The 13,549-nt window shown below is 70.8% G+C and carries 12 protein-coding genes; 7 read left to right on the forward strand and 5 right to left on the reverse strand.

What is annotated here, in order from left to right:
- Window positions 1-14 precede the first annotated feature (14 nt).
- Window positions 15-1,204 (forward strand): IS3 family transposase gene (locus tag M8231_RS02215; RefSeq protein WP_376785546.1). Its coding sequence is split into 2 segments (ribosomal slippage): window positions 15-273 and window positions 273-1,204, totalling 1,191 coding nucleotides; the frame shifts between segments, so codons are not numbered across the junction.
- Between the two features lie 133 nt (window positions 1,205-1,337).
- On the opposite strand, the gene M8231_RS02220 is transcribed toward M8231_RS02215, so the two are convergent.
- Both M8231_RS02220 and M8231_RS02225 read right to left on the reverse strand, forming a co-directional pair.
- A complete protein-coding gene (locus M8231_RS02220; protein WP_250202148.1) occupies window positions 1,338-1,502 on the reverse strand; it encodes a hypothetical protein in 165 nt (54 codons plus the stop codon).
- Window positions 1,503-1,618: 116 nt separating this feature from the next.
- Window positions 1,619-2,113 (reverse strand): hypothetical protein, encoded by a 495-nt coding sequence (locus tag M8231_RS02225; RefSeq protein WP_052247625.1) that lies wholly within the window; start codon window positions 2,111-2,113, stop codon window positions 1,619-1,621.
- A gap of 302 nt (window positions 2,114-2,415) precedes the next feature.
- On the opposite strand from M8231_RS02225, the gene M8231_RS02230 reads away from it, so the two are divergent.
- From M8231_RS02230 to M8231_RS02255, 6 genes are all read left to right on the forward strand, one after another.
- Window positions 2,416-2,784, forward strand: coding sequence for an NlpC/P60 family protein (locus tag M8231_RS02230; RefSeq protein ID WP_250202149.1), 369 nt, complete (start codon window positions 2,416-2,418; stop codon window positions 2,782-2,784).
- A gap of 3 nt (window positions 2,785-2,787) precedes the next feature.
- Entirely contained in the window at window positions 2,788-6,483 is a 3,696-nt protein-coding gene (locus tag M8231_RS02235) for a baseplate multidomain protein megatron (RefSeq protein WP_249751347.1), read from the forward strand.
- Window positions 6,484-6,565: 82 nt separating this feature from the next.
- Complete coding sequence (locus M8231_RS02240; protein ID WP_249751346.1) at window positions 6,566-7,510, forward strand: DnaJ C-terminal domain-containing protein; 945 nt, start codon at window positions 6,566-6,568, stop codon at window positions 7,508-7,510.
- A 5-nt stretch (window positions 7,511-7,515) separates the two neighbouring features.
- Window positions 7,516-8,682, forward strand: a complete 1,167-nt coding sequence (locus M8231_RS02245) for a phosphoserine transaminase (RefSeq protein ID WP_249751345.1) — start codon at window positions 7,516-7,518, stop codon at window positions 8,680-8,682.
- A 224-nt stretch (window positions 8,683-8,906) separates the two neighbouring features.
- On the forward strand, window positions 8,907-10,202 hold the full coding sequence (locus M8231_RS02250; protein WP_250202150.1) for an adenylosuccinate synthase: 1,296 nt from the start codon (window positions 8,907-8,909) through the stop codon (window positions 10,200-10,202).
- A 65-nt stretch (window positions 10,203-10,267) separates the two neighbouring features.
- Window positions 10,268-11,071 (forward strand): response regulator, encoded by an 804-nt coding sequence (locus M8231_RS02255; RefSeq protein WP_249751343.1) that lies wholly within the window; start codon window positions 10,268-10,270, stop codon window positions 11,069-11,071.
- An 11-nt stretch (window positions 11,072-11,082) separates the two neighbouring features.
- On the opposite strand, the gene rpoH is transcribed toward M8231_RS02255, so the two are convergent.
- The 3 genes from rpoH to M8231_RS02270 form a co-directional block, all read right to left on the reverse strand.
- Window positions 11,083-11,970 (reverse strand): RNA polymerase sigma factor RpoH, encoded by an 888-nt coding sequence (gene rpoH, locus M8231_RS02260; protein ID WP_201215982.1) that lies wholly within the window; start codon window positions 11,968-11,970, stop codon window positions 11,083-11,085.
- Between the two features lie 224 nt (window positions 11,971-12,194).
- A complete protein-coding gene (locus tag M8231_RS02265; protein ID WP_249751342.1) occupies window positions 12,195-12,500 on the reverse strand; it encodes a GNAT family N-acetyltransferase in 306 nt (101 codons plus the stop codon).
- Window positions 12,501-12,510: 10 nt separating this feature from the next.
- Window positions 12,511-13,518, reverse strand: coding sequence for an RluA family pseudouridine synthase (locus M8231_RS02270; protein WP_431307120.1), 1,008 nt, complete (start codon window positions 13,516-13,518; stop codon window positions 12,511-12,513).
- Window positions 13,519-13,549 lie beyond the last annotated feature (31 nt).

Here is a 13,549-nt window from a genome sequence, read left to right on the forward strand (position 1 = left end):
GAAGGACGGACAGAATGAAGCGATCGAGGTTCACGGAAGAGCAGATCATCGGGATCCTGCGGGAGCAGGAGGCCGGTGTGGCGACGGCGGAGGTGTGCCGACGCCACGGGGTCAGCTCGGCGACCTTTTATAAATGGAAGGCCAAGTTTGGCGGGCTCGACGTGTCGGAGGCTCGGCGGCTCAAGGCGCTCGAGGATGAGAACGCCCGGCTGAAGCGGATGCTGGCGGACGCGATGCTGGACAACGTGGCCCTGAAGGACGTGCTGGGAAAAAAGTGGTGACGCCCGCCGGCTATCGCGAGGCGGCTGGCCATCTGCAGGCCGCCTACGAGATGAGCGAAAGGCGGGCGTGTCGTGTTCTGGGCGTCGATCGGACGAGCGTGCGCTATCAGGCGACGCGCCCGGACGACGGCGCTCTGCGCGACCGGCTGAAGGCCCTGGCCCAGGAACGTCGACGGTTCGGCTATCGTCGCCTGCACGTGCTGCTGCGGCGCGAGGGCCATGCGGTCAACAGGAAGCGGGTCCAGCGGATCTATCGCGAGGAGCGATTGACGGTGCGCCGGCGCGGCGGCCGGAAGCGAGCGATGGGCACGCGGCGACCACTGGACCTGCCGCTGGCGCCCAACCAGCGCTGGTCGCTGGACTTCGTCGCAGACCAGATGACGGACGGGCGGCGCTTCCGCATCCTGACGGTGATCGATAACTGCACGCGCGAGTGCCTGGCGCTGGTGGCCGACACCTCGCTGTCGGGCGCGCGGGTCGTGCGGGAGTTGGACGCCGTCATCCGGCAGCGAGGGCGGCCCGACACCATCGTCAGCGACAACGGCACGGAGTACACCTCGAACGCTGTCCTGGCCTGGGCCGACGACACCGGCGTCGGCTGGCATTACATCGCACCGGGCAAGCCCCAGCAGAACGGCTTCAACGAAAGCTTCAACGGGCGGCTGCGTGACGAGCTGCTGAACGAGACGCTGTTCCGCTCGCTGCCGCACGCTCGCGCCGTGCTGGAGGCGTGGCGACGCGATTACAACGAGCAGCGTCCGCACTCGAAGCTCGGGTGGCTGACGCCGCAGGCTTATGCAGAAGCGCTCACCGGAAACATCGGCCGGCCTGCTGCGCTGGTTGATGGCTGCGCAGACCGGCCTCTTGCCAACCCAGCCAATCACGGCTCAGATCAACCTAGGACTCTCGTTATGGCTGGATGAGAAACGGGGGTCACGTCAGCGGCGACACCAATCTGAAGCTCAAAGCTGGCGGCTAGAGGCGGCTTCGCCGGTGAGATCAGCCACGTACCCCTGCGTTTGGGTCACAACGCCTTTTCACCCGAGGTGCGAGTGATCACCGTCGCCACAGCGCCGCCAAGATCAGAGCGCGCGCGACACCGGGACGATCGGGGGCAGTCGCGACGATCCGCCCATTACGAAGGCCCACATAGCCGACGCCGTCACGCTGTGGTGCGATCTGGCACAGTTGATTGCCATGGAAGAAGGTGATGGGAGTCATGGTTCATGCTCTCGGATCATCTGCCCACAGACGGGCGTGCTGCGGTTCAAGACCACCCACCCGACGTAGCCCTTGTGCTTCTGCGTCCTGACCGGCGCCTACCCACTTGGTCATCATCACCACGCTCTAGGGACCGAATGGCTGTTGCTCCGCGACGCAAGAATCCATCCTTGCGGTCCCTGGGCCATCGGCACAGCACGCACCCGTCCCGCCAATCGCAAAGGTCGAAGGCAAGCCCTCACCCGCTTTGCCATCGTGGTCTCAAGCTTGGTGTCGGCGCCATCCAGGTCGCGCTTTTCAATGACAGCCTGCGCGAGCGCCCGTGAGGTCAGCGGCTCCACGGCGTCGCGCAGGCAGTCCACAACGATGCCGGTGATCTCGCCGGGACCGGCGACGTGAGTGGGCTGAGGGCGTCTCGGCGCGATCTGGCCAATCTGGATATCCGGCTTCAGCATCAGCAACACCGCATCGACATGTGCGATCGCCTGCTGAAGTTCGCGGACACGGCCCTCCTGCTGATGCAACTCGCCGTCCAACTCGGCGCGCTTGCGCACCAAGGTATGCAACGCCGGCGCGTGGTCGCTGCCAAGGGGAATGATCGAACTTGCCATGACGCTAGGCTAAAGAAGCTGCGTCAGGCCGTCTCTGACCTTAAGGTGTGTTTGCTACCCATAGCCGGGACGAGGTTTCTCCCTCCCCCCGCGGGGGAGGGTCGTCGCGGAGCGACGGGGTGGGGACGGCAAGGCAAAGCCTCACGATTGGGTCAGGTCCGAAAGGGCGGAGGTGTGTCGCCTGGCCCTCCCCACCCGGTCTCGCTGCGCTCGACCCTCCCCCGCAGGGGGAGGGAGAGGGCTGTGCGGTCGTCGCCGCCGCGCGGGGGTGGCTGGGGACGCCGTATCGGCATCAGGCCAGCGTGAAGGGGGCGGGGGCGGACTGCCTGGGCCTGGTGCGGGGGGTGTGGCGCGAGGTGGTGGGCGAGGAGCCTGAGCGCGCGCCCGCCTATGCCGCCGACTGGGCCGAGGTCGGGGGCGAGGAGACGCTGCTGGCGGCGGCGGGGCGGTGGCTGGAGGCGGTTCCGGTCGGAGAGATGCGGGCGGGGGACGTGCTGCTGTTCCGCATGGCGGAGGGGGCGGCGGTCAAGCACTGCGCGATCCTGAGCGATCTGGAAGGGCCGGAGCCGCGGATGATCCACGCCTATTGGGGCCGGTCGGTGGTCGAGAGCTGGATGGGGCCGTGGTGGCGGCGGCGTCTGGCGGCGGTGTTTCGGTTTCCGGGGGAGTAGCGAATGGCGCAGGTGGTTCTGGGCGGGCTGGGGGGACTGGTCGGCGGCGGGCTCGGGCGGATCGTCGGCGGGGCGCTGGGGCGGGTCGTCGACAACGGCCTGATCGGCGCGCTGGAGCCGGCGCGAGAGGGGCCGAGGCTGGAGGGGCTGAAGGTCCAGGGGACGGCCGAGGGGGCGCCGATGGCCTGCGTCTTCGGCCGGGCGCGCGTGACGGGGCAGATCGTCTGGGCCGCGCGGTTCCTGGAGCGGAGAAACGAGAGCGGCGGGGGCAAGGGCGGGCCCAGGTCGGTCGACTACGACTATTCGCTGAGCTTCGCCGTGGCCCTGTGCGAGGGGCCGATCGACGGGATCGGGCGGGTGTGGGCCGACGGCAAGCCGCTGGCCACGGCCGGGATCGCCATGCGGCTGTATCGCGGGACCGAGGACCAGACGCCCGATCCGCTGATCGAGGCGGTGGAGGGTGCGGGCGCCGCGCCGGCTTATCGCGGGACGGCCTATGTGGTGTTCGAGGACCTGCCGCTGGGGCCGTTCGGGAACCGGCCGCCGCAGCTGAGCTTTGAGGTGTTCCGCCGCGCGCCGGGCCTGACGCCGGGGCTGGAGGAGCTGATGGAGGGGGTCTGCCTGATCCCTGGCGCCGGCGAGTTCGTACTGGCGACCGAGCCGGTGACGCGACGCGAGGGGCTGACGCGCACGGCCAGCGAGAACGTGCACCATTCGGAGGGGCGGCCGGACCTGGCGGTGTCGCTGGACCAGCTGCTGGCCCAGGCGCCGAACCTGAAGCGGGTCAGCCTGGTGGTCGGCTGGTTCGGGACCAGCCTGCGCGCCGGAGAGTGCGAGGTCAGGCCCGGTGTGGAGCGGCGCGACAAGCCGACCGAGCCGCTGAGCTGGTCGGTGGCGGGGCTGGACCGAAGCAACGCGCATCTGATCAGCACGGTGGACGGCCGGCCGGCCTATGGCGGCACGCCGTCGGACGAGACGGTGCGCCAGGCGATCCGACTGCTGAAGTCGCGGGGGCTGGAGGTGACGCTGTATCCGTTCGTCTTCATGGACGCGCCCGGCTATCCGTGGCGGGGGCGGATCGCGGGTGACGACGGGGCCGAGGCGGCCGGGCAGATCGAGGCCCTGTTCGGGGCGGCCGACGGCTGGGGCCTGAGGCGGATGGCGCGCCACTATGCGACGCTGGCGGCCCAGACGGGGGCGCACGGCCTGCTGATCGGATCGGAGATGCGGGGCGTGACCTGGACGCGCGATCAGGACGGCGGGTTTCCGGCGGTGGCGCAGTTCAAGGCGCTGGCGGGCGAGTGCCGGGGGATCGTCGGGCCGGGGGTCAAGCTGTCCTATGCGGCGGATTGGTCGGAATATTTCGGGCGACAGGCGGGCGGTGAGGCGATCTTCCACCTGGACCCGCTGTGGGCCGATGCGAACATCGATTACGTCGGCATCGACTGGTATCCGCCGCTGAGCGACTGGCGCGAGGGCGCGGGCGGGCTGGACGGCGAGACCTGGGCCGGGAAGAACGACCCCGCCTATCTGGCGGCCGGCGTCGCGGGCGGCGAAGGCTTCGACTGGTTCTACGCCGACGCGGCGGACCGGGCGGCGCAGGTCCGGACCCCCATCCTCGACACGGCGCACGGCGAGCACTGGCTGTTCCGGCCCAAGGACCTGTTCGGCTGGTGGTCCAATCCGCATCACGACCGGCCGGGCGGGGTGCGGGCGGCGACGCCGACGGCCTGGGTTCCCCGGATGAAGCCGATCCGGCTGACGGAAGTCGGCTGCGCGGCGGTGGACCGGGGGCCGAACGCGCCCAACCTGTTCCAGGACCCCAAGAGCAGCGAGAACGCCCTGCCGCCGCACTCGGACGGCGGGCGCGACGACACGGCCCAGCGGCGGGCGCTGGAGGCGATCCTGGGACACTACGCCCGGGCGGAGAACAATCCGGAGTCGGGCCTTTACGACGGGCGGATGCTGGAGGCGGCGGACCTGTGGTGCTGGGACGCGCGGCCCTATCCGGCGTTTCCGGCGCTGGACGCGGTGTGGGCCGACGCCTCGGCCTGGAATGCGGGCCACTGGCTGAACGGGCGGCTGGTCGGGGCGGGGGCGGACCTGATCGCGGCGGTGCTGAGGCGCGGCGGGGTGGAGGACTTCACCGTGACCGGCGTGGAGGGGGCGGCGTCAGGCTATGTCATCGACCGGCCCATGCGGGCGCGCGAGGCGCTGGCGCCCCTGCTGACCGCCTTCGATGTGATCGCGGCCGAGCGGGACGGGCGGGTGGCCGTGGTCGGGCGCGAGGCGGCGGGCGCGGAGATCGCGCTGGAGGACCTGGCCCTGCCTGACGACGGGGCGTCGATGCGGGCCGAGCGGCGGCTGGAGCCCCGGGCGACGGCGGCGCGGGTGCGCTTCATCGACGAGACGGCGGACTATCAGACCGGGACGGCGACCGTGCGGACCGACGACGACGGCGAGGAGGGCGGGCGCGACCTGGACCTGCCCGTCGTCTGCGCGGGGGATCTGGCGCAGGCGGTCGCGACGCGGCTGCTGCAGGCGGAAGGCGAGGACGCGCTGGCGCTGGCGCTGGACCCGCTGGGGCGGATGCGGCTGGAGCCGGGGGACGTGGTGGCGGTGGAGGGCCGCGCGGGCGTCTGGCGGGTGGAGCGGATCGGCGCCGACGAGACGCCGACCGCGCGGCTGGTCCGGCTGGGGGACGGCGCGGCGCCGGGCGGAGCGCCGGGAGGCTGGACGCCGGGCGAGCCGCCGGCCGTGGCGGGCGCGCCGTTCGTGCGCCTGCTGGACCTGCCGCCCCTGGTCGGGTTCGAGGACGACGACCGGCCGCTGGCCGCCGTGGCGGTCGAGCCTTGGCGGCCGATGCGGCTGCACGCGGGGCCCTCCGTCACGGCGCTGACGGTGCGGGCGACCGTGGAGACGCCGGTCGCGGTCGGGCGCCTGGTCGAGCCGCTGGCGCCGGGCGTGGTCTATCGCTGGGACGAGGCCAACAGCCTGCGGGTCGCGGTGGAGGGCGCGGCGCCCGAAAGCGCGGCGGAGGCTGCGGTCCTGGCCGGGGCGAACCTGGTCGCGGTCGAGGCGGGGGAAGGCTGGGAGCTGATCCAGTTCCGGCAGGCGACGCTGGAGGGCGCGACGCTGGAGGGGGCGGGGCTGTGGCGGCTGTGCGGCCTGCTGCGGGGGCAGCAGGGCACGGAGGCCGAGCGGGCGGCCGGCGCGGCGCGGGGCGCGATCGTGGTGTTTCTGAACGCCGGCGTCGCGCGGGCGCGGTTCGGCCGCGAGGAGCGGGGCCTGCCGCTGGTCTGCCGCACGGGGCCGAGCGGCCAGCCGCCGGGCGAGGCCGGGTTCGCACAGACCCTGTTCATGCCGCGTGGACTGCATCACCGGCCGTGGCGGCCCGCCGGCCTGACGGCGCGCGACGACGGGGCCGGCGGGCAGAGCCTGGCCTGGACGGCGCGGGCGAGACGCTATGGCGACAGCTGGGAGGGCGAGGTCGGGGCGCCGGACGCCGCGCGCTGGCGCGTCGACATCCTGAAGGCGGGCGAGACGGCCCGGTCGTTCGAGACGATGCAGCCGCAGGCGGCCTATACGGCGGCGATGCGGGCCGAGGATTTCGCGGGCGGCGGCGGGGCGCGCGCGCGGGTGCGCCAATGGGGCGAGGGCTTCGGCTGGGGCCAGCCCGCCGAAATCGCGCTGGACTGACGATTATGCCGGCGCCCGCCCTTTGCGCCGGGCGGTGCATGGACTAACTGAACAGGCGGATTTTCATGGAGCGGAAGACGACGTGGCGAGCGATCCCTACAAGGAACTGGGCGTTTCGAGAGGGGCGAGCGCGGACGAGATCAAGAAGGCCTTCCGCAAGCTGGCCAAGGAACTGCATCCCGACAAGAACCCCGGCGACAAGATCACCGAGGAAAAGTTCAAGCGGGTGACGGCGGCGTTCGACATCCTGGGCGACGCCGAGAAGCGCAAGAAGTTCGACGCGGGCCAGATCGACGCCGAGGGCAACGAACAGTTCCGCGGCTTCGGCGGCGGGCGCGGCGGCAATCCGTTCGGGCAAGGCATGGGCGGCGGCATGGGCGGGGGACCCGGCGGCTTCAGCCACACCGGCGGGCCGGGCGGGCGCGCCAACTTCGAGGGCATCGACCTGGACGAACTGTTCGGGATGTTCGGCGGGGCGGGGCGTCAGCGCGGGGCGCGCGACTTCACCGCGCGCGGGCAGGACGTGAAGGCCACGCTGGAGATCAGCCTGGAGGACGCCATCGCGGGCGCGACGCGGCGCATCCAGTTCTCGGACGGGCGGACGCTGGACGTGACCATCCCCAAGGGCGCGTCCGACGGGCAGGTGATCCGTCTGCGCGGCCAGGGCGCGCCGGGGCGCGGGGCCGAGAATGGCGACGCCCTGATCGAGCTGAAGATCGAGGCGCACCCCGTCTATCGGCGCGAGGGCGCCGACCTGACGATGGACCTGCCGGTGTCGGTCCCCGATGCGGTTCTGGGCGGCAAGGTCCGGGTGCCGACGCCCGAGGGCGTGGTGCAGATGACCGTGCCCAAGGGCTCGAACTCGGGCCAGGTGCTGCGGCTGAAGGGACGCGGGGCGTTCGCGGGCGGCAAGCGCGGCGACCTGCTGGCCAAGCTGGTGGTCACACTGCCGGACGAGCAGGACGAGACGCTGAGGGCCTTCGCCGAGGACTGGCGGGCCAAGCGGCCCTATACGCCCGGACGCTGAACCCCATGACGATCCAGAAACCCGATGTCCGGCCCCAGCGGCCGTGGTTCTCGTCCGGGCCGACGGCGAAGCGGCCGGGGTACAGCCTGGCGGGCCTGCCGCATGGGTTGCTGGGGCGCGGCATCCGCGCGCCGGAAGTGGTGGAGCGGTTCGCGCACGGGCTGCGGCTGACGCGCGAGGTGCTGGAAGTGCCTGAGAGCCATGTGATGCTCTATACGCCGGGGTCCGACACGGGGGCGGTCGAGGCGGCCCTGTGGGGGATGCTGGGCGCGCGGCCGGCGCAGGTGGTCGCGTTCGAGAACTTCGGCCTGACCTGGCTGGCGGACGTGAAGGACCACCTGGGGCTGGAGCCCGAGGCCCTGACGGCGCCGTGGGGCGAGCTGCCGGACCTGTCGAAGGTCGACTGGTCCAGGGACGTGGTGTTTCCGTGGAACGGCACGACCTCGGGCGTGCGCGTGCCGGACGGGGACTGGATCGCGGACGACCGTCAGGGGCTGGCGATCTGCGACGCGACCTCGGCGGCCTTCGCCATGCCGCTGCCGTGGGATAAGCTGGATGTCGTGACCTTCAGCTTCCAGAAGGCGCTGGGCGGCGAGGCGGGGATCGGGGTGATGGCGCTGTCGCCGCGCGCGGTGGAGCGGCTGGACAGCTACCGGCCCGAGCGGGCGATCCCCAAGGTGCTGCGGATCACCGACGGCAAGGGCCGGTTCGACCGGTCGCTGGCGGACGGCGCAGCGATCAACACCTTCTCGATCCTGACCATCGAGGACTGGATCGACGCGCTGGAGTGGGCGCGGTCGGTTGGAGGCTTGGCGGAATTGATCCGGCGGACGGACGCCAACTCCGCGGCGCTGGCCGAATGGGTGGAGAGGACCGACTGGATCGACTTCCTGCCCGAGCGTCCGGAAATCCGGTCGACGACGTCGGTGTGCCTGAAGTTCGTCGATCCGCGCCTGACGGCGCTGGACGAGAAGGCGCAGAAGGCCTTCGTGACGCGGTTCAAGGCCCTGCTGGAAGGCGAGGGGGCGGTGTTCGACATGGAGCCGCACCGCAACGCCCCGCCGGGCCTGAGGCTGTGGTGCGGATGCACGGTCGAGACGTCGGACGTGGTCGCCGCGACGCCCTGGCTGGAATGGGCGTTCGAGACGGCGCTTCAATCCTCCCCCGAGTAGCGGAGCGGAACGGGGGAGGGGGACCGCCCGAAGGGTGGTGGAGGGGGCGGAACCGGACCCGGTTTGACCGACAGGTCCGTGACACCCATTCCGACGCCCGTGCGGCGTCCGCCCCCTCCACCACTTCGTGGTCCCCCTCCCCCGCCTTGCGGGGGAGGATCTTACGGAGACACCGGACGATTCCCCGGCTATAGGCTGCGCCCGCATTCAGCGGAGAGACGGCTTTGGCGAACGTGGCGGTGGTCGGCGCCCAGTGGGGCGACGAGGGCAAGGGCAAGATCGTGGACTGGCTGTCCAACCGCGCCGACATGGTCGTGCGGTTCCAGGGCGGGCACAATGCGGGCCATACGCTGGTCGTGGACGGCAAGGTCTATAAGCTGGCGCTGCTGCCCAGCGGCGTCGTGCAGGGCAAGCCGTCGATCATCGGCAACGGGGTGGTGGTCGATCCCTGGCATCTGGTCGGCGAGATCGAGAAGATCGAGGCCCAGGGCGTGACGATCAGCCCCGACATCCTGACCGTCGCCGACAACGCCTGCCTGATCCTGCCCATTCATCCGGCGCTGGACGTGGCGCGCGAGGCCGCAGCCAGCGCGCCGGGCGCCAAGATCGGCACGACCGGGCGCGGCATCGGCCCGGCCTATGAGGACAAGGTGGGCCGCCGCGCCATCCGCGTCTGCGACCTGGCCAATGAAGACGATCTGAAGGTCAAGATCGAGCGGCTGCGCTCGCACCACGATCCGCTGCGCGCGGGGCTGGGGCTGGAGCCGATCGATCCGGAGGCGCTGCTGGCGTCGCTGCTGGAGATCGCGCCGAAGATCCTGCCCTATGTGAAGCCGGGCTGGCGGGTGCTGGATGAGGCGCAGAAGGCGGGCAAGCGCGTGCTGTTCGAGGGGGCGCAGGGCGCCTTCCTGGACGTGGACCACGGCACCTATCCGTATGTGACCAGCTCCAACACCGTGGCCGGTCAGGCGGCGGCGGGGTCGGGCGTCGGGCCCAAGGGCGTCGGCTACGTTCTGGGGATCGTCAAGGCCTATACGACCCGCGTGGGCGAGGGGCCGTTCGCCTGCGAACTGAACGACGCGGTGGGCGAGCATCTGGCGACGGTGGGTCGCGAGGTGGGGGTCAACACCGGGCGGGCGCGGCGCTGCGGCTGGTTCGACGCGGTGCTGGTGCGCCAGTCGGTGGCGATCAACGGCATCGACGGGATCGCCTTGACGAAACTGGACGTGCTGGACGGGCTGGAGACGCTGAAGATCTGCGTCGGCTATCGGGTCAACGGCGAGGTGCTGGACTATCTGCCGTCCAGCTTGAAGGACCAGGCGGCGGCCGAGCCGGTGTTCGAGGAGCTGGAGGGCTGGAGCGAAAGCACCGCAAGCTCGCGCAGCTTCAAGGACATCAACGCCAACGCCATCAAATACGTGCGGCGGATCGAGGAGCTGATCGGAGCGCCGGTCGCCCTGCTGTCGACCAGCCCGGAGCGGGACGACACCATCCTGATGCGCGACCCCTTCCAGGGGTAAGGGGCGTTCAACCGGTCTTAACGGTGTTGCGGTTAAGGAGAATCCCCTAGCCAGGGAGCCACACCGTGTTCACCGCCGACTCCAAGACCCTGAGTCGTATCGCGCCCGTCGTCCGGCGGGTGGTCGTCGTCGATCCCAACGCTTCGGCCGCGCGCCTGATGACCGACATCATCAAGGGCTTCGGCGCGCGCGAGGTCTATGTCGAGGGCGACGAGGACCTGGCGATGGAACTGATCCGCGACGTGGAGCCCGGCGTCATCTTCACCGAATATTCGGGCCAGACGCTGAGCGGTGAAAGCCTGGCGCGCAAGGTGCGCCGCTCGCACATGACGTGCCGCACCGCGCCGATCATCATGGTCACGGCCGAGGCCACCGCCGCGACGATCCGGGGCGCGCGCGATGCGGGCGTGCACGAGTTCCTGAGAAAGCCCTTCACGACCGGCGACCTGTTCAAGCGGGTCGAGAACGTCGCCCTGAAGCCGCGCCCGTGGGTGGAGGCGGTCGGCTACGTCGGGCCGGACCGGCGCCGGTTCAACTCGGGCGAATACAGCGGGGCCAAGAAGCGGCGGGGCGACACCGACGGCGGCAGCGTGGTGGACGTGCGCGACCAGGCGACGCGCATCCTGGTTGCGGCTATGACCCAGTTCGACCAGGACCCGATGCAGGCCGTCAGGGCCGTTCGCCAACAGGCGGCGACGCTGAAAGGCCTGGCGGTTCGGACCGCCGACGCCAAGCTGGCCATCGCCGCCGCGGCGCTGGAGAGCTATCTGGCGTCCGGAACGCCCAGCAAGGCCGGACTGGCCCAGCCCGTCGGCGCGATCCTGTCGCTGAATCCAAGCACGCAGGCGCCGGCCCAGCAGGCCGGCTGACCCGCGCGCCGTCAGGCGTCGACCAGGTTCCGTTCCTCGGCCGCCGCGCGCATGGCCTTCTGCAGCTTTTCGAAGGCGCGGACCTCGATCTGACGCACGCGCTCGCGGCTGACGCCGTACTGGCCGGCCAGTTCCTCCAGCGTGACGGGGTCGTCCTTGAGGCGGCGCTCGGTCAGGATGTGCTTCTCGCGGTCGGTCAGTTCTTCCATGGCTTCCTGGAGCAGGCCCATGCGGATGCCCTTTTCCTCGTCCTCGGCGAGCTGGGTTTCCTGCGAGACGGCCGTGTCGTCGGCCAGCCAGTCCTGCCATTCGCTTTCGCCGTCGGCGCGCAGCGGCGCGTTCAGCGAGGCGTCGCCGCCCAGGCGGCGGTTCATGTCGGTGACCTCCTGCTCCGACACGCCCAGCTTGGTGGCGATGGCCGACAGGTGTTCGGGATGCAGGTCGCCTTCCTCGAAGGCCGAGATCTGGCTCTTGGCCTTGCGCAGGTTGAAGAACAGCTTCTTCTGCGCCGCCGTGGTGCCCATCTTCACCAGCGACCAGGAGCGAAGGATGTATTCCTGGATCGAGGCGCGGATCCACCACATGGCGTAGGTGGCCAGGCGGAAGCCCTTGTCCGGATCGAATTTCTTGACGGCCTGCATCAGGCCGACGTTGCCCTCGGAGATCACCTCGCCGATCGGCAGGCCGTAGCCGCGATAACCCATGGCGATCTTGGCCACCAGGCGCAGGTGGGAGGTGACGAGACGGTGGGCGGCCTCGGGGTCCTGATGCTCGGACCAGCGCTTGGCGAGCATGAACTCCTCGTCCTTGGTCAGCATCGGAAACTTGCGGATTTCCGTCAGATAGCGCGACAGGCCCTGTTCGGGCGACATGATCGCGAGCGTGTTGTTGGCAGCCATATGGTCCCTCCGACCGTCTTGAACGAGCGGGCGCTTCGCCGTCGACCACGCGCGTGCATCGACGCCTCTCCCCTCAACCGGACAAGTGGCGATGGGTTGCCGCCTTTTTTAGGGGCGGTTTGTCACACGAAAGCGTGACCGTTGCCCGGGCGCCACTCGCGCCGGTCGACGCTGAATATAGAACTTCGACTGTTGCCGTTCAAGGCGGGCGGAGGAACGGCGGGTTAAAGCCCCAGGATGCCGCGGTAGGTGGGATGGACCACGTCGGCCTGGTCGGGGTGTTTCTGGAACCAGGCGGAGAAGAAGGGGCAGACCGGCAGGATCAGCAGGTCGCGCGCGCGGGCGTCGTCCACGACGTGGCGGGCCAGGCGGCTGGCGATGCCGCGCCCTTCCAGTCGCTGGGGCACCAGGGTCTCGGTGATCATCAGATTGGGCGGCGACAGGTTGTAGGTGACGACGGCCAGGTCACCATCGACGGGCAGTTCGTACTGGTGGCGGTCGGGGTTGTCGCGGATTTCCGGGTCTGTCATCGACGGCTCCTCAAAGCTCGGACAGCAGCTGCTCCAGCCGGATCATATCAGGGGGCGGCGCGGTTTCGAAGCGCAGCGGCTGGCCCGTGACCGGGTGAACGAAGCCGAGCACGGCGGCGTGCAGGGCCTGGCGCGTCAGACCCGCCGCAACGATGGCCGCGCGGACCGGGGCGGCGGGGCTGCCCGAGCCATACGTGGCGTCGCCCAGGATGGGCGACCCCTTGGACGACAGATGGACGCGGATCTGGTGGGTGCGTCCGGTGTGCAGGGTGCAGGCGACGCGGGCGGCCAGGGGCGCGCCGCCGGCGCGTGCCGGCTGGCCGAACGTGGTCTGGACAAGGTAGTCGGTGATCGCCTCGCGGCCGCCGGTCCGCAGCACGGCCATCTTCTTGCGGTCGCCGGAAGAGCGGCCGATGCGGGTCTCGATCCGGCCCTTGGAGGGGGACGGCGCGCCGCGCGTCAGGGCGATGTAGGTGCGCTCGATGTCGTGGGTCGCGAACAGGGCCGACAGGCCGGCGTGGGCGCGGTCGGTCTTGGCGGCGACCATGACGCCCGAGGTGTCCTTGTCCAACCGGTGAACGATGCCGGGACGGGCCACGCCGCCGATGCCGGACAGCCCGGCGCCGCAGTGGGCCAGCAGGGCGTTGACCAGGGTGCCGGTCTCGGATCCCGGCGCCGGGTGGGCGGCCATGCCCGCGGGCTTGTCGATGACGATCAGGTCGGCGTCCTCGTAGAGGACCGTCAGAGGGATGGCTTCCGGCTGCGGATCGGCGGGCGCGACGGGCGGCAGGGCGACCGCGTAGAGGCCGGGCCGGGCCTTCGATGCGCCGCCGGTCAGGGGCAGGCCGTCGCGGCTGACGGCGCCGGCCGCGAGCAGGGCCTGGAGGCGGGCGCGCGACAGGGTCGGGAAGGCTTCGGCCAGGGCCTTGTCGAGGCGGACGCCGGGCGTGTCGATGCGGGCTTCAAGCACCTCGGCGGGCGCGTCGTCGTCGTCTTCGATGGGGTTCGCGTGGGACAAGGGGCCTCCGCCGGCCGGTCTATCACGACCG

Source organism: Brevundimonas albigilva (assembly GCF_023573565.1).
In the GTDB taxonomy this organism is placed as follows: domain Bacteria; phylum Pseudomonadota; class Alphaproteobacteria; order Caulobacterales; family Caulobacteraceae; genus Brevundimonas; species Brevundimonas albigilva.

Coding starts and splice junctions, on each gene's coding strand:
- rpoH (WP_201215982.1), bottom strand. CDS start 11,970: ATGGCTGCCAACAACACGCTCGCGATCATGTCGCCCGAACAGGGCCTG.
- M8231_RS02265 (WP_249751342.1), bottom strand. CDS start 12,500: ATGACAGACCCGGAAATCCGCGACAACCCCGACCGCCACCAGTACGAA.
- M8231_RS02225 (WP_052247625.1), bottom strand. CDS start 2,113: ATGGCAAGTTCGATCATTCCCCTTGGCAGCGACCACGCGCCGGCGTTG.
- M8231_RS02235 (WP_249751347.1), top strand. CDS start 2,788: ATGGCGCAGGTGGTTCTGGGCGGGCTGGGGGGACTGGTCGGCGGCGGG.
- M8231_RS02245 (WP_249751345.1), top strand. CDS start 7,516: ATGACGATCCAGAAACCCGATGTCCGGCCCCAGCGGCCGTGGTTCTCG.
- M8231_RS02220 (WP_250202148.1), bottom strand. CDS start 1,502: ATGACTCCCATCACCTTCTTCCATGGCAATCAACTGTGCCAGATCGCA.